Here is a 16212-nt window from a genome sequence, read left to right on the forward strand (position 1 = left end):
GGTTCAATCCAATGCACGACTTAAGGGCGTTTCTTGTGGGTGGGCATGCTGCTGAGCTGATAGTGGCTTTGGTGTGCTGCGAACTGGCGTTTCTGTGGTTCAGGTTTCGTTATCGCGCCGGGGCACACCCCAGGCAGTGGTTATCTCCATTGCTGGCAGGAGCGGCGCTGGTGGTCGCTTTACGCTTGTCCCAATCCGGTGCTCCAGAGGAACTGCTTGGCTTGGCCCTCGCGGTAGCTGGTCTTGCGCACCTTATGGGCTATCGTCAGCGCTGGTACGGCTGATACCGCACGCTGCGCTGCTTTTGACTGCTTACCACACAGGTTCCATGCGGTAGTCTTCGGGAAGTTCGTGGTGTGTGACTGGAAGACAGTAGAGCCGCGCAAATGCGAGCCCTGCAGCTGCCCCCAAAGCAATTCTGTGAAGGCCGCCGACAATGCCGCCACGTTCCTTGGCGGCAGTCGCCTTTGCGCTGATGTCCCGCAGTCGCTCCAGACCCCGCCGGAACCTTGGGTCGTTGGTGTCTACCGAAAACGGGAACACTTGTTGCGTAATGGCTGTGGTGATATCAAAAACACGAAAATCAAACTCTGTGGGGTCCATGCCCAGTGCTTCGTAAAGCTTGGGACGGTTGTGATCCCGTACGTACATGGTTGAGTAAACCGCAATAATAAAGAAACGTATCCATAGCTTGTTATGGCCTTTCAGTAGCTCAGGTTGAGCGCGCATCATTAATGCGAAAGACTCGCCGTGACGAAACTCATCATTGCACCATTCCAGAAACCAGTTAAATATTGGATGGAAGCGTTGCTCCGGATGTTTTTCCAGATGACGGTAAATAGTGATATAGCGCGCGTAACCGATTTTTTCTGAAAGATAGGTGGCGTAGTAAATGAACTTTGGCCGGAAGTAGGTGTAATCCTTCTGACGCTTTAAAAAGCCCAGGTCTACGGCTACGCCTAATTGCTTGAGAGCTTTGTTGATGAATCCTGCATGACGCGATTCGTCTCGAGCCATGTAACCCATGAGATCGGCTATTTGCGGGTTGTCGATGTTCTTTTTGATCTCCTGATAAAGAACACAGCCAGAATATTCGGCCGTAATAGAGCTGGTGAGGAAATCAATGAATTCTTCGTGGAGTTCGGGGTCGCTGGTAAGAGTTGTGGCGTCGTAGTCGAACTCCTGGCGAAAGTGGCCTCGATTTCGATCTTCTTTGTACTCAGCCATCATGTCGTCCCATTGCTGGCGTACGGGCTCTACATTGATTTTGCCGACCGAGTCATAGTCAGTGCGATAGAAGCGAGGGGCTAGCAGTTCGCTGCGCACGGCCCGTTCAGTGGTGTCGTTGATTTTGGCGGATTGCATGGGTGCGTTCATCAGCGTTTCTCTCGCGTTACAGTAATTTATTAGCTGAGCACTAGTTTGGTAGCCCGGCAAAAAAGTGTCAACTAAAATTGACTATTCATTTGTAAAGAATAGTTAACTATACTGCAACTCTCAAGGCCTTTCTTTATACTGCGCCGCTTCGCGCTTTTATGACGGTTTGTTGCGAGGGTGCTCGCTGCGGAGCAGTAAAAGTTATTAGCCAGCCCACATGTGTCGGGGAGGACTTGTGGTAGATACACCCCGTACTTCTAATAAGGCGTCGCAAGGCGATGTCGGATCCTTGCAGGAATCTACTTTGTACAGTCTGGGCTATGTGAGTACTCAAACGCGGCCAATGAATAATGATGGCATGGTGGCGATTCTTGAGACGGCGCGCAGAAATAACACCGGTTTGGGTATCACTGGCGTTCTATTGCACCGTCAGGACTCTTTCTTTCAGGTATTGGAAGGAGGGCGTGAGGAAGTGAAGGCCATATTCGAAAAAATTCGCGTCGATAGTCGACATGAACGGGTTGAGGTGGTCACCGAAGGCCCTATTCAAAGCCGCGAATACAATGACTGGCGTATGGCATTCATTGAGCTTGATGGCCAGGATTTTAGCGCCATGCCAGGCTTTTCGGATCTGATGCGAAATACGCCTGCTGCCCGGGAGTTTTTGCAGACGCTGTCGCGTACCAAAAAGCTGGCGCTTTTGTTCAGCGTGATGGATTGATGGGCGAATCTATTTAACGCTGCGCTTTAGGCGGCAAAGAAAAAAGCCGCTCTCGAGAGCGGCTTTTTTGTATTTTGCTTGCTGTGTCCGGATCATCTGCGCCTTCGCAGACAACCCTTACGCACGCATCCTTCGATTTTCTTCAAAGTTCCTCGTCGCATTGACCGTTGTTCGGGTTATTAGGATCTGTAGGCTCATTACACACAGACACGCAACCGAAGGAACCAATCTGCGATGTTGCGCCGTTGGGGTCTGCCGCCAGAACGGATATGCGTCCGCCACCCGTCGCTCCTGTGCCGTTAATGCGAATCGTCTGGGTAAAGGCACCTCGCGCACCAGTTAAGTCCGGCACGACCACTTCAAGGCTGTCGGTATCCTCGGGGAACTTGATTTGACAGTCTTCATCGGCTCTAAAAGTCAGTGTTGTTCCCGCACCAGGTGCGTTGTTATACACATCCGCGACGTAAATATCGTATAGCGAGCCTTCAGAAAGGTTATTGCTAGCGACCCTGGGTCTATCAGGACCTTTGCCGGCCAGCACTTCCAGATTCTGTGCAGACGCTGAAAGTGTCAGGACGATCGATGAGCGAACATTGAGCAGGTCTCTGCTGCAAAACACGCCGTCTCCCGCGGGAGGGCAGAGGCTCCCGTTGTAGACACCTTCGCCCGTGTTGGGATCAACGTTTTCGCTGTACATGCCATCGCCGTTGAAGTCGATGAACTCCTCAGAAGAGCCTGCAGCGATGCAGTTTTCTTCCGAGCTCGGTGCTGGACATGCAGGGCCAGCGAAGGGCGTATACACGCCGTCTTCGTTGTAATCGGTAAAGGCTTCCGGCAGGTTTTCGAAGGACTCGCCTTCGTCGTAGAGGCCGTTACCGTTCCCATCTACGAAGAACTCTTCGCCCACCACGGTGATCGTTACAGTGCTTCGCAGTCCACGTATCGCACCCAGATCATCGGGGCAGGGGCCAAAGGATCCCGTATGCGAGGGGCAGCGATAACTGTTGTCATCTACTGTGGTCTGGACCAGATCCTGATTGAACACAGGGAATCGGGGGGCTTGGCTTGTCCACAGCACACTGCAGGTGCCGACACCCGGTGTTGCTGCATCGGCGCGAGCCCCGTTGCTGGTTCCTGTGAGGCAGGAGGTGTCAATGGCGCCGTACTCAGTCGTGAATACTACGCTGGTGCCATCTGCAACTGGATTGCCGAAGCGATCCACCAGGCGAACAGTAATCGTCGATTCGACGCCATCGATGTCACGAGCGCCCGGTACATGGAACTGGCTTGCAGAAACGCTGATACCGTTTTGCTGCGCCAAACCCGTGCTGATCACGATTTGATTGGACGACGCTGCTTGTTGCTGATTGGCGCTGGTATCAAAGCTGGCAGTTGCAACGGTGGAAGTTGCCACGTTACCTGCGCTTACCTCGACGACCACCAATCCTTGACTGTTAGTGACCCCTGAGACATTGAGTAACGATATGCCGCCCAGGGTATTGGTAAGAGAGAAGTTAACCGTGACGCCAGCCAGTGGCTTGCGCTTGTCTAGCTCCAGGTAGCCAGGTTCGCCGGGGGCCGGGTCGCCTGCTTCCAGAATTACAGCCTCTTCGAGGACTTCGAAAGTTACCGAGGCTATTTCTGGTCGTCCGGGACCACCGGTGCCTTTCAGCGCGATAATGGTCCGACCAGTAGTGTCGCCACCTTCGGTTGGCTCGGTGGATACATAGCCAATGAAATTTGCATCCCGGCCTGCGATGGTGACGCTGGCAGTGGCTGTGGAATCCCCATCGACCAACGTAGCGGTGAGGTCGTCGCCACTTTCACAGCTGCCGGCCAAATATTCGGCGCTGACGAGTCCATCCAGGGTCTCTACAGTAAGGGTATTTGTTCCAGCGCCACTATCTCCAATGGCGCGAAATGAGGCGAGGCCGCTTAGTGAGCAGGCGCTGGATAAGCGAATCAGCTGCGCAGCACCTGAGGGTGTGCCGGCTTCATCAACCACGGCCAGTCTTGCAACTGCACTGCCTCTAAAGGCCAGGGAGTCGCTGCTTAGACCGATCTGGCCCGCAATGAAATTTGTGCCTTCAAAATAACCCAGACTCAGTCCCGCGCCTGATACTTCGACGCCTATGGTTGCGGTGACAGTACCTGCAGGACTCTCTGCCGTAACCGTAATGGTGTCGGCACCCAGGGCGGCGCCAGCCTGAATTTCGAGCTCTGCAATTCCATCGGCATTAGTAAGTGCCTGGCCGTTTGCCGGTGAAATTACGGCGAACTCGGCAGTCGCCAGAACGACAAGACCACTCACAGGAGCAGCGGCACCGGTAGCCTCTTTGACTTCTACGCGGAGCGTCGCTGGGAACGTTTCAGTCACCTGAGTCGTTGCATTGCCAGCGGCATCAACGGTAGTCAGCGTGATGGTGTATGCGGTCGAGTCACCGTCGCCGCCGGGTAGAAATCCGCCGCTGTCGCTACCGCCACCACCGCCTCCACAGGCGCTCAGTGCTGCGAGCATAGCGCTCATGATGACGCCTATGGCGCCCCTTCGGCTGCACAGTGTGCGAAGGCCCTTAATCATTATCGTCCCCTCTGGGGATGGCCGAGCCGCTCTTCGGCGGTACCGGACCGCTCCCACTCCCGCTGGTTAGGCTACCTGGTGCCTGTCTACTCAATACTGACAGGGTTCAGCTACGTTATACAGGCTACCACAATACAGTGTTAATCATAGAAAAAATGATAAATAACATGGCGATAGCGCGTTTTTGTAATTTTTTACACAAACTTGACCCTGAGCTTGTGATTTACAGGCCAATGAGCCCCACTAACTTGTTTGCCCCCAGGCCAAGGGTAACTGCGACTACGATGCCTCCCAAAAGGTTGCTCTGCCAGCCGTTCGCGGCGTTGCCGAGCAATTTGCGCTCATTCATCAGCCACAACAGGATAATGGCGATCACTGGAAGTAGTAGCCCGTTGGCCGCCTGTGCAAACACGATCAAGCTGAGCGGACGAGCGCCGGTGGCGGCAAACAATGTGCCTGTGAAAACAACACTCAGGGCAATGCCCCTAAACGCAGTGCCTCGCAGGGTGTCGGGTAAGCCCAGGGCGCCACAGACGGCGTAGGCGGCCGCCAGGGGAGCTGTGATTGCACTCGTAAGGCCGGCTGCGAATAAGCCCAGGGCAAAGACATAGCGCCCCGAGGGACCAAGAACCGGATCCAGTTGTGTGGATATCTTGTCCGGAGAAAACGTCAGCCCCTGGGAAAAGAAGGTAATGGCCGCGGCGCTCACTATGGCAAGGGTGATGAGTCCACCAAGGGCTACCGATACAACAGTGTCCATGCGCGCAGCGGACAGTGCCAACGCGCGATCAGGTTCGTCTGCCCAGTGCTCCCGAGCGGCGTTGGCTTGAAGAAAGAGGTTGTAGGGAACCACTGTGGTGCCAATAAGCGCTATCACAGTGGTTATGGAGCCGCCGGGTAAGCTCGGGAGGGTGACACCCTTCAGAAGCGCCGACCAATCCGGCTTTAGGAGTAAGGCGCTGACCACAAATACAGCGCTCATCACCAGAACCAGAGCGATGAGCACGCGCTCGAGATGCTTATACGCTGGCAGGAATAGCAAGGCAGCGGAACTGCCGCCGATCGCCAGAGCCCAGTACTGGGTGCTGATGGGCGAAATACTCTGTAAAGCTAACGCAGCACCTGCAATATTGCCGGACTCATAGGCGGCGTTCCCCAGACCGATCGCGGCGATGACCAGCAGGATTGTTCCGCGTCCAAGCCATCGGCCGCTCAGGGCCTTTCGCAAGGTGGTGGCAAGTCCGTTGCCGGTAACGATGGCCTGTCGAACGCTCATCTCCTGCAAAGCCATTGTGGCGCCCACAGAAAACAGCAGCGCCCATAGCAAAGCGTAGCCATAGCCGGCACCCGCGGCGCTGGCGGTGGCAATAGTACCCGGGCCCACAAACGCTGCGGTGACCAAAAGACCGGGACCAAATCCCCACTTGCGACTTTTCTGCGCTGTCACGGTACCTGCCTCATTGATGAATCCAAATCTATGCCTCTTCGATGCAGGCGCGCAGCCCAGCTGCTAGTATCCGCCCGATGATAACCGAGGCAAGCATTGCACCGACACTTAGTGTCTCAATCGTGCTCCACAATAGCAGCCTGGAGCATTTGCGAGTCACCTTGCAGAGTCTTGTTGCATGCATCGCGGAGCTTGAGGATGTGCTGTCGGCGCCGGTGTCCTTGACGCTGCTAGATAATGACTCCACTGCCGACTATCGCCAGGAAGTTGCGGATCTGGTCGCGCAATTTCAGGCTCAGGACAGCAGCGCCTGGTCGCTACACTTTCATCTGAGTAGTCACAACGCGGGTTTCGGGGCTGGTCACAATCAGGCGCTGCAAGACAGTTCTGATCGTTATCTGTTGATTTTGAACCCCGACGTTGAGTTGGCTCCCGCTGCTTTGCGGGAGGCCTTGTTCTTTTTGAATTCTCAATCGGATGTGGTGGCAGTAAATCCCTTTTGCGAGCGAGGCGATGGTAGTCCAGAGTATTTATGTAAGCGCTACCCCACGATATTTGATCTGGTTTTGCGGGGTTTGCCGTTTTCTGCGCTTCGAGAGAGGTTCGCTGTGCGGCTTGCACACTATGAGTACGGTGAGCGGGATGCGGATGTGCCTGCAGAGGTTGAGCTGCTGAGCGGCGCCTGTCTGCTTTGTCGCCAGAGCGCTTTTACTGCGGTAGGTCGTTTTGACGAGCGTTTCTTTATGTACTTCGAAGATTTTGACCTGTCATTGCGACTTGCCTCCCAGGGGCGGCTTATGTATCTGCCAACAATGCGGATCGTGCATCACGGTGGTTTTGCGGCCAGGAAAGGTTTGCGTCACATAATTTGGTTCGCCCGTTCCGCGGCACGTTTTTTTAGCGTTCATGGGTGGCGACTGCACTGATTACCCCGGGCCGGTGTTAAACTTTGCTTATGAGTGCATCTGGAGAAATTAGGCGGCTTCGCTACCTTGAGGCCATGGGCGTGCCGGTTTATGTCACACGCCGAGCATTGCCCGGTGCCGCAGTTACGGCCAAGTGTGGGCTGCGTGTCACTGCGAAAGTTGCGCCGCTGCAAGCCGGGGTCTCCGCGCCCGATACAGGCAGTACATCGGCGGCACAGGCTTTACGCGAATCGCTGCGTAATGATGCAGGCCAGCAATCCGTAGAGACGAGAGCGGCGGACCGAAGGTCTGCGCCTGCAGCCACGGCTCAAAATAGCCAGGAGCCCGCAACGCGTTTTCGTTTGGCAGCGGTAATTTGTGGTGGGCGTCTTTGGGTCGAGGCTCTGGGTGAGGAAGCTCTGGCGAGTGACCAGGTACTGCTCATTACTGCCATGGGACGGGCGCTCACACATCCGCAGGCCAGTGACGAAGCGCCGGCTGTGACCGAGTTTCGCTGGCCATTGCATGATAACGTGCAGCTAGGATTGGGGGCTGAGGAGGCTGCAGCAACGCTGCAAGGCTTTCTGTACCGACAGATTGAGGAGCATGCCTGCGTTGAATTGATCTGTCTCGGTGAGTCGAGCAAAGCTCTGCTTACGAGCCTTCAATTGCCCTGCGCCAGACGCTACACACCCTCAACGCGCGATATGCTTGAAAGTCCCGCGCTGAAGCGTGACGTTTGGAGTGCGCTACTCGCTTGAGTGTCGTCATTCGTGAAGCGACGCTTGAGGATATCGATGTCATTCTGAAGATCGATAGAGACTGTTCACCTGTGTTTGCAAAGGCCGAGAGCTACGAACGCTTGATGAGTCACCCGGGCGCAGTGCTCCTCGCTGTTGTTGCCGAGGAAGTCGCTGGATTTGCGGCCTGCTCCAGAGTATTGGATGAGGCTACGCTGCTGAATCTGGTGGTGGTGCCTGAGGTGCGGAGCAAGGGTGTTGCCCGAGACTTACTGGATGCGTTGTTAGAGCGGCTGATGGACCTGGGTGTGTCGCGCCTGTTGCTGGAAGTGCGCCAGAGCAATGTCATCGCGCAGTCTCTGTATGTATCTGCCGGCTTTGGGCACGATGGACAAAGAGCGGACTATTATCCAGGTCACAATGGGGGCGCCGCCGAGACGGCGATATTGATGAGTCGACAACTGGGGATTCAAAATGCGAGTGCTTGAAGCTGGGGACTGGGGACTATTGCTCCCTGATGAGTGGCAGGCAGAGCAGGAGGACGATGTCATCGTCATTGGTGACCGAGATGGTGTGGGCTGCATAGAAATCAGTGAGCTACACAAAGACACCGGAGACTTTGGTGCTGAGGATTTGCAGCAGTTCGTCACCGAGGACTCGATTTGGGACTCAGTGCGCCGCGGCAGCTTTGAAGGGCTTCGCACATCGCTTATTGAGGACGGGGCCGCCATCAGAGAATGGTACCTCTATGCCGGCAAGCTACTCTTGTACGTCACTTACAGCTGTGAGCTTGATAATCAAGGGCTGGATGATGCTGCGGTGGATGACATTCTTGATACGCTTCGTATGGCCACACAGTGAGCTGCTTAGCTAGTTAACTGTCCCGGTGACCCGCACGCGCTTGCTGCCCGTTTCGATAGGCGCGGATCGCGCGGCTGCGCGGCGTTGCATATTGCCATCGATGAGGTTCTTTAAAGCAATGATAAGGCCCGTGAAGATAAATGCGCCCGGAGGCAAAATCGCCAGTAAGAATGGTTGATAGTCGTCAAAGGCGACCATTTTCCAATCTGCCGCCGAGGGTCCAAAAAGAAGATCCATGTTTGCAAATATTGCCCCGGTCCCGGATAACTCGCGAAGCGCCCCTAGAAGTAACAGAATCAAGGTAAACCCCAGTCCCATGATAAAGCCGTCGTACATGGCCGGGAGTACGGGGTTCTTCCGAGCAAAACCATCTGCGCGACCCAGAATCACACAGTTTGTCGTAATCAAAGGCAGGAAGATGCCGAGTATTTCGTAAAGTTCATAGCTGTAGGCCTGCATGAGTAATTCTATGCAGGTCACGGCGGCTGCAATAATCATGACAAAGGTAGGCAGCCGCACCGCATCTGACGTTACGTTGCGTATCAGCGAAACCGCTGTGTTTGACGTCACAAGCACCAAGCAGGTAGCGATACCCAGGCCCAAAGCATTTACCACGCTCCCGGTCACGGCCAGCAGCGGGCACAGTCCCAGTAGTTGCACGATCGCAGGATTGTTCTTCCATAGGCCGTTGATGGAGAGTTCACCGTAGTCAGCTGTGCTCATGGTGTGGACTCCTGCTCGGGATTTTGTGTGCCAAAGAGTTCGTCGTGCCTATCCTGAACGTACAGTAGTACTCGTGCTGTCGCCTGGACAACCGCACGTGGTGTGATCGTCGCTCCGGTGAATTGATCAAAGTCGCCGCCGTCCTTGCGCACGGTCCAGCGATCTGTTGCTGGATTCGTCAGGGAGCGGCCTTGAAAGCTGTTGATCCAATCTGATTTCCGGTGGTCGACAGCATCACCGAGTCCTGGCGTTTCACGATGCTGAAGCACGCGAACGCCGGCAACACTGCCATCACGATTCACACCTACGATCAACTCGATAGCTCCGCTGTATCCATCCGGGGCCATTGCGGGGATAAGAGCGGCTGTCGCGACCCCTGCGCGCCTGGCGATGTAAATGGATTTTTCTTCGCGCAATTGGAGTAGGGGATCGTTCATTGGAGCTGAAATTCGATCGTCGAGCATCGCGTTGTCATGTCGGTCCCTGGGGATAATCTGCAAAAGGGCTTTTTCTTCCGCAGCGCGCTGCGCAGCGCTGATACGATCCTTGGTGCCTAAAAAGGTGCTTGCCACCAGTAAGGCGGTAAGCACGGCAAAGCCAGCCAACAGCAAGCTGTTGCGGGTCATGGCCTGGCGAAGCTCGTTCACGCCTTGGGCCCTTTGCGATAACCGTAGACTTTTGGTTGTGTGTAGTTGTCGATAAATGGAGCCGCAAAGTTAGCAATGAGAACAGCGAACGCGACGGCATCGGGGTAGTTTCCGCGGACCCGGATTGTGTAAACAAGAAGCCCGATGATGGCGCCAAAAATCAGGCGTCCGCGATTGCTCACCGCTGAAGACACCGGATCCGTAAGGATAAAAAACGCACCGAACATTGTTGCGCCACTGAACAGGTGAAACAGCGGAGACCCTCCACTGGCAGAGCTTCCTTCATCGTAAAACATCACAGCACAGAGGCTTAGCGTCAGCAACATCGCCAGCGGTGCGTGCCAGGTAAAGATGCGCTTGTAGAGCAGGAAGAGGCCGCCAATGAGAAAGGCCAAATTCGCCCCGGCCCAGCCCACACCCTGGAACGCCCCAAACTGCGGATTGCTGGCGTAGAGGTCCGTAAGCATCATGCCTTTATTCTGGCGTATGAGATCCAATGGCGTGGCCATGGTTAGTCCGTCAAAGCTACTGGGGTTGAAGCAGGCGCGCAGTGCCTCCATGAAGCCTGGTACCGTTTCCCCCACACCTAATGGCGCGGCCCAGGTGCTCATCTGCAGCGGGAAAGAGATGAGTAACACGACGTAGCCGACCATGGCAGGATTAAAGGGGTTGTAGCCCAGGCCGCCGTATAAGTGCTTTGCTATGAGGATGGAAAAACTCACTCCGATCACAAGCAGCCACCACGGCGCGTAGGGAGGTAATGCTACGCACAGTAGTGTCGATGTCACCAAGGCGCTGTAGTCAGTGAGGAATGGCTTGATAGCTTGCCGGCGTAGGCGCAGAGCCAGTGTTTCGCAGGCGAGGGCTATAAGTCCCCCGAACAGGACGTTGATGATCACGCCGGCACCAAAATAGTAAGTCAGTACCGCGATACCCGGCAGGGTCGCCAGTAGCACCGTACGCATGACCGAGCTGGTGCTCATCGGCCCATGGGCGTGCGGTGACGTAACGACCAGTAAGCTCATGCGTTCGCGGTCTCGTTTTCTGGCTTTGCGGTGCTAGCTGCAAACTCGGCCTGAGCTGCCGCCAGTTTTTTCTCGGTGGTTAGCACGGCATTTTGCAAGGCCGCAGAAATAGTGGGGTCGCTGCCGTCATCCGCAGCCAGTTTCTCCCGGGCTTTGCTCAGGCGAGTCTCAATACGGGCAAGTTTGTCTTTGTGTACTTGTGCACTATCTGCCGGGCTATTTGCTTGCGCGGCTTTGCGTGCCTGCGCCCTGGCGATAGCGGCTTGAATGGGGTCGTCGTCTCCCGTTTGATCCGCAGCCTTGGCGATCGCGGCTTTTTTGCGCGCAGCCCGTTTGGCTTCTTTCTCTGCTGCGGCGCGAGCCATACGCTCCTGACGCGCCTCGAAGCGTTCGCGGGCATGATCGGCACGCGCGTTATCTGCCTTTTGCTCTCGCACGGCGGCTTTTGAGGCTCGGTAATACTGCACTAAAGGAATATGGCTGGGGCAGACGTACGAGCAGGCCCCGCATTCAATACAATCAAACAGGTGGTGCTCTTCCAGGCGGTCGTGGTCCTGGGCTCGGGCAAACCAATAAAGCTGCTGAGGCAGCAACCGTGCAGGACAGGCTTCTGCACAAAGACCGCAGCGGATACAGGCTTGCGCCATATCGGGTTCGGGGAGTTCCTGCAGGCCGGGTACCAACAGGCAATTGGTGGTTTTCACCACAGGACAGCGGTGGTCAGCCAATGTGACGCCCATCATCGGGCCACCCATTATCAAGCGCTGTGGTTCCGCAGGCAGGTACTTCGCCTGCTCAAGGAGATCCAGCATGGGAGTCCCCAGCAGTACTTCAAAATTTCCAGGGCTCTTGGCAGACTCACCGGTGACCGTGGTCACACGACTGACCAGGGGGCGACCGTGAACAATCGCATCGTGAATGGCTGCAGCACTACCCACGTTCTGACAAAGAATGCCAATGCTCGATGGCAGACCACCGCTGGGCACCTGTTTGCCGGTGAGTATCTCTATGAGTTGCTTCTCGCCACCGGAGGGATACTTGGTGGGAAACACCACAAGCTCTATGTCCTGACGGTCGCCCAGTACGGTTTTAAACGCTGCAATTGCCTCGGGTTTGTTGTCCTCAATGCCAATCAGTATCTCGCTGGGGCGGGCGATATACGCAAGAATTTCCACGCCAGAAATAATCTCCGCTGCGCGCTCTCGCATTAAGGTATCGTCGGCGGTGATGTAGGGTTCGCACTCTGTTCCATTAATGATCAGGGTGTCGATGGCGTTATTTTCGTCTTTCGGCAGCTTTAGCGCGGTGGGAAACCCTGCGCCACCGAGGCCTGCGATGCCTGCTTCAAAAATCCGCTGTACCAAATCGGCGGGAGGCAGGCTGCGATAGTCCGCCACCGGTTCCAAAGCGCCCCAGCGATCTTCGCCGTCACAGTCGATAACAATGCACCGGCCGGTAAGACCTGATGCATGTGGAATTGGACGATCTTCAATCGCGGCGATCATCCCGGATGTCGGTGCGTGAACGGGCAGGCCGCTCAGATCGGTGAGTCTCTGGCCGCCCAATACTGTCTGCCCTGGCTCAACAATCGCCGCGGCGGGAGGGCCTATATGCTGCGACAGTGGGAGTACTAACTGCGGGGGTAAGGCCGCCCTGCGGATGGCCTCGCGGTTGGATAGTGACTTCCGTTCGCTGGGGTAAATGCCACCGTGAAAATCGTAGACACGTCTCACGCGGCGTTCTCCCGGGCGGCATCCGTGGCGATGATCAGTGGACGTATTTCAGCCGTGGGCAGATCCCAATGCCAGTTTGCTAGTGTTTTGGGCAGCGGTAGCATCTCGATGCAGTCCACGGGGCAGGGGTCTACGCAAAGATCGCAGCCGGTACATTCTGCTGCAATAACCGTGTGCATTTGTTTAGCAGCGCCGACGATGGCATCTACCGGACATGCCTGAATGCACTTGGTGCAGCCAATACAGTCCTCTTCGATAATGAATGCGACAGTGGTTTCGGCTTCTGCACCGTGCTCCGCGTCCAGTGGCGGGGCCTCTACATCGAGCAAATCGGCAAGGGCCTGAATGCCGGCTTCGCCGCCGGGAGGGCATTTGTTAATCTCTTCACCCGCAACAATAGCTTCAGCGTAGGGTCGGCAGCCCGGATAGCCACACTGCCCGCACTGGGTTTGCGGGAGGATGGCATTAATCTGGTCGGCGATGGGATTACCTTCGGCGCGAAAACGAATGGAGGCAAAGCCAAGTATGGATCCGAAGACAAGGCCTAGCGCCAGCATGGCCCCCAGCGCGGCGATAAACGGATAGCTACTGATGAATTCTGACATGGCGCTATACCAACCCGGCAAAGCCCATGAACGCCAGGGACATCAGGCCGGCAGTTACCATGCCGATGGCGGCGCCGGAGAATGGTGTCGGTACGTCTGCTACAGCGATACGCTCGCGCATTGCCGCAAACAAAATAAGCACTAAAGAAAATCCCAGAGCCGCGCCAAATCCATATAGCAAAGCCTCGATGAAGCTATGGCTCTTGTTGGTGTTGATCAGGGCGACACCAAGAACCGCACAATTGGTGGTAATGAGTGGCAGGTAAACACCCAGCACCCGATGGAGCAGGGGGCTGGACTTGCGCACAACCATCTCGGTGAACTGCACCACCACGGCAATCACCAGGATGAAGGCGATGGTTTTTAGATAAGCCAGTCCCAGTGGTAGCAGCAGGTAGTGATAGGTCAGGTGGCTGCAGGCAGAGGCGAGGGTGAGAACGAAGGTCGTCGCCATGGACATACCCATGGCCGTCTCCAGTTTATTCGAGACACCCATGAATGGGCACAATCCCAGGAATTGAACCAGAACAAAGTTGTTGACCAGAATGGCGCCAATCAGAAGCAGCGAGTAGTCCGCCAACATTCCCTCACCCAAAGCATCCGCGGATGCAAAATGAATTTTACAAAGGCCCAGTGCCGACACACTTGCCGGTCACCGAGTTATCCTCTTTATGCCATGTTAGGCAGACTATTGTTGATAAACAATGCGTTGGCGCAATATAGCTTCCAGCTCTCACTCCTTTAGGTAACCCGCATGCCGGGGGTCGCGCCGCTGTCCGGCGCCAGCAAATAAATTTCCGTGTCACCTTCGCCTGCAGCCAGAACCATCCCTTCGGATACACCAAAGCGCATTTTGCGCGGTGCCAGGTTAGCCACAACAACAGTGAGGCGACCCACCAATGTGGCGGGATCGTAGGCAGCCTTAATCCCTGAGAAGACCTGCCGTTTGCCCAGTTCACCCACATCCAGACTCAGTGCGAGTAGTTTATCCGCGCCTTCCACCGCCTCGGCGGCATCAATTCTGGCTATACGCAAATCCACTTTCTGGAAGTCTCGAATATCCAGATATTCGCTGTCTGATGTTTGCTGTGACTTGCCGGGCGCCTTGGTCTTTTTGGACACGGGCTTGTTATCCGTCGGTGGAGCCGGAGCCTCGTCGCGATTGCTCTCGACCATTTTGGCCACCAGTTTCGGATCCACTCGTTGCATCAGTGGTTCAAAGGTCGCGAGTTCATGGTCCAGAAGAAGGCTGCTGCTTTGCCCCCAATCGAGACTGCAGCGCAGGTAGTTCGCGGCCCGCTCTGCCATCTGTGGCAGAACGGGTTGCAGGTAGATCATGAGCATGCGGAAGCAATTAATACCCGTGGAGCACACCGCCTGAACCTCGGCGGCCTGCTTGGGATCTTTTGCCATAACCCAGGGCTTGTGCTGGTCGATGTACTGATTTGCTTTATCCGCCAGCTCCATAATCAGACGGATAGCTTTGCTGAACTCTCGGTCCTCATAGGCCTGCGCGATGTCTACCCCCGCATTGCTAAAGGACTCCAATAGCTCGGGTTCGCTGCAGCTGGCAGACATTTGGTTGTCAAAGCCCTTGCGCAAAAATCCTGCGCAGCGACTTGCAATGTTCACAACCTTGCCCACTACGTCAGAATTGACGCGCTGTACAAAGTCCTCGAGGTTCAGGTCTATATCATCGACACCGGAACCAAGCTTTGCCGCGAAGTAGTAGCGCAGGTACTCAGAATCCAGATGATCCAGATAATGCCGGGCATTGATAAACGTGCCCCGGCTTTTGGACATCTTGGTGCCATCAACGGTTAGGAAACCATGTGCGAAAACGCCCGTGGGTGTGCGCAGCTCGGCGCTGTGCAGCATCGCGGGCCAGAACAAGCCGTGGAAATTGATGATGTCCTTGCCTACAAAGTGGTAAAGCTCGGTATTGCCTCCGGGCTGCCAGAAATCGTCAAACTCCACACCGCTGCGCTCGCAGTAGTTCTGGAAGCTGCCCATGTAGCCGATGGGCGCATCGAGCCAGACGTAGAAGTATTTATCGGTTTCTCCCGGGATGGTGAAGCCGAAGTAGGGGGCATCGCGGCTGATATCCCATTCCTGAAGCTCGCCGTCGGTCCACTCGCGAAGCTTGTTTGCTACCGCATCTTGCAAGGTGCCGGAGGCAATCCATTCCCGGAGCATTTCGGCGAACATCGGTAGGCGGAAGAAAAAATGACGGGACTCACGCTCAACAGGCGTAGCCCCCGAGAGCGCTGATACGGGGTCGATGAGCTCCGTGGGTGAGTAAGTCGCACCGCAAGCTTCACAGTTGTCGCCATACTGATCAGGGGTTTTGCACTTCGGGCAGCTGCCTTTGATGAAGCGGTCTGCCAAGAACAGGCCTTTCTCCGGGTCATAGGCCTGGGTGATTTCCCGCTCACTGATAGCGCCGGCGGCTTGCAAGCGCTGGTAGATGGTCTCGGACCAGTGCCGAGTCTCATCAGAGTGGGTGCTGTAAAAGTTGTCAAAGCTGATGGCAAAGTCATTGGAAGCTGATAGGTGGTCTTTATGAATCGCCTCTATCTGCTGCTCTGGCGTAATGCCCTGGCGCTCAGCGCTGAGCATAATCGCCGTGCCGTGGGCATCATCGGCACATATATAGTGACACTCGTGGCCACGAGCGCGCTGAAAGCGCACCCAGATGTCGGTTTGCACCTGCTCGAGTATGTGACCCAGGTGAAGAGGGCCGTTGGCATAAGGTAAGGCGCTGGTTACCAGAATACGCCGCTTTGCTTGCGTCATTGCGAATCTGTCCGGGTCGGGAAGGCGCGCCATGATAGCGACTGCCTTCGG

16 protein-coding genes are annotated in these 16212 nt (G+C 55.7%); 6 read left to right on the forward strand and 10 right to left on the reverse strand.

All coding sequences use genetic code 11. The features are described 5' to 3' along the window. Positions 1–11: 11 nt before the first annotated feature. Positions 12–284, forward strand: a complete 273-nt coding sequence (locus R0135_RS17395) for a hypothetical protein (protein ID WP_407348164.1) — start codon at positions 12–14, stop codon at positions 282–284. A 28-nt stretch (positions 285–312) separates the two neighbouring features. On the opposite strand, the gene acsF is transcribed toward R0135_RS17395, so the two are convergent. Next, positions 313–1377 carry a magnesium-protoporphyrin IX monomethyl ester (oxidative) cyclase gene (acsF, locus tag R0135_RS17400; protein ID WP_407348165.1) on the reverse strand — a complete coding sequence of 355 codons (1065 nt, stop codon included), beginning with the start codon at positions 1375–1377 and terminating at the stop codon, positions 313–315. 235 nt (positions 1378–1612) lie between these two features. Here acsF and R0135_RS17405 point away from each other — a divergent pair, with 235 nt between their 5' ends. Continuing rightward, entirely contained in the window at positions 1613–2098 is a 486-nt protein-coding gene (locus R0135_RS17405; protein ID WP_407348166.1) for a BLUF domain-containing protein, read from the forward strand. Positions 2099–2240: 142 nt separating this feature from the next. Here R0135_RS17405 and R0135_RS17410 read toward each other — a convergent pair whose 3' ends face one another. Further along, a complete protein-coding gene (locus tag R0135_RS17410; protein WP_407348167.1) occupies positions 2241–4625 on the reverse strand; it encodes a hypothetical protein in 2385 nt (794 codons plus the stop codon). Positions 4626–4902: 277 nt separating this feature from the next. Then, the gene (locus R0135_RS17415) at positions 4903–6126 is read right to left on the reverse strand and encodes an Nramp family divalent metal transporter (RefSeq protein WP_407348168.1); all 1224 of its coding nucleotides are present in this window, start codon (positions 6124–6126) and stop codon (positions 4903–4905) included. Positions 6127–6203: 77 nt separating this feature from the next. On the opposite strand from R0135_RS17415, the gene R0135_RS17420 reads away from it, so the two are divergent. The 4 genes from R0135_RS17420 to R0135_RS17435 are packed head-to-tail and all read left to right on the forward strand — an operon-like array spanning position 6204 to position 8632. Beyond that, entirely contained in the window at positions 6204–7052 is an 849-nt protein-coding gene (locus R0135_RS17420; RefSeq protein ID WP_407348169.1) for a glycosyltransferase, read from the forward strand. Between the two features lie 29 nt (positions 7053–7081). Further along, entirely contained in the window at positions 7082–7792 is a 711-nt protein-coding gene (locus R0135_RS17425; RefSeq protein ID WP_407348170.1) for a hypothetical protein, read from the forward strand. Beyond that, positions 7789–8259 carry a ribosomal protein S18-alanine N-acetyltransferase gene (rimI, locus tag R0135_RS17430; protein WP_407348171.1) on the forward strand — a complete coding sequence of 157 codons (471 nt, stop codon included), beginning with the start codon at positions 7789–7791 and terminating at the stop codon, positions 8257–8259. The genes R0135_RS17425 and rimI overlap by 4 nt, the downstream gene beginning before the upstream one ends. Beyond that, positions 8246–8632, forward strand: coding sequence for a hypothetical protein (locus R0135_RS17435; protein ID WP_407348172.1), 387 nt, complete (start codon positions 8246–8248; stop codon positions 8630–8632). Before rimI ends, R0135_RS17435 begins: the two co-directional genes overlap by 14 nt. 9 nt (positions 8633–8641) lie before the next feature. Here R0135_RS17435 and R0135_RS17440 read toward each other — a convergent pair whose 3' ends face one another. The 7 genes from R0135_RS17440 to metG form a co-directional block, all read right to left on the reverse strand. After that, positions 8642–9355: an electron transport complex subunit E gene (locus R0135_RS17440; protein ID WP_407348173.1), complete on the reverse strand. Its 714-nt coding sequence runs from the start codon at positions 9353–9355 to the stop codon at positions 8642–8644. Next, entirely contained in the window at positions 9352–10002 is a 651-nt protein-coding gene (gene rsxG, locus R0135_RS17445; RefSeq protein ID WP_407348174.1) for an electron transport complex subunit RsxG, read from the reverse strand. Before rsxG ends, R0135_RS17440 begins: the two co-directional genes overlap by 4 nt. Continuing rightward, positions 9999–11027, reverse strand: a complete 1029-nt coding sequence (gene rsxD / locus R0135_RS17450) for an electron transport complex subunit RsxD (protein ID WP_407348175.1) — start codon at positions 11025–11027, stop codon at positions 9999–10001. Before rsxD ends, rsxG begins: the two co-directional genes overlap by 4 nt. Then, the gene (gene rsxC, locus R0135_RS17455) at positions 11024–12760 is read right to left on the reverse strand and encodes an electron transport complex subunit RsxC (RefSeq protein ID WP_407348176.1); all 1737 of its coding nucleotides are present in this window, start codon (positions 12758–12760) and stop codon (positions 11024–11026) included. Before rsxC ends, rsxD begins: the two co-directional genes overlap by 4 nt. Then, on the reverse strand, positions 12757–13365 hold the full coding sequence (gene rsxB / locus R0135_RS17460) for an electron transport complex subunit RsxB (protein ID WP_407348177.1): 609 nt from the start codon (positions 13363–13365) through the stop codon (positions 12757–12759). Before rsxB ends, rsxC begins: the two co-directional genes overlap by 4 nt. Before the next feature lie 4 nt (positions 13366–13369). Further along, positions 13370–13948, reverse strand: coding sequence for an electron transport complex subunit RsxA (rsxA, locus tag R0135_RS17465; protein WP_407349946.1), 579 nt, complete (start codon positions 13946–13948; stop codon positions 13370–13372). A gap of 158 nt (positions 13949–14106) precedes the next feature. Beyond that, entirely contained in the window at positions 14107–16161 is a 2055-nt protein-coding gene (metG, locus tag R0135_RS17470) for a methionine--tRNA ligase (protein WP_407348178.1), read from the reverse strand. Positions 16162–16212 lie beyond the last annotated feature (51 nt).

The sequence above is a fragment of the Congregibacter variabilis genome, assembly GCF_045689235.1.
Classification (GTDB): domain Bacteria; phylum Pseudomonadota; class Gammaproteobacteria; order Pseudomonadales; family Halieaceae; genus Congregibacter; species Congregibacter variabilis.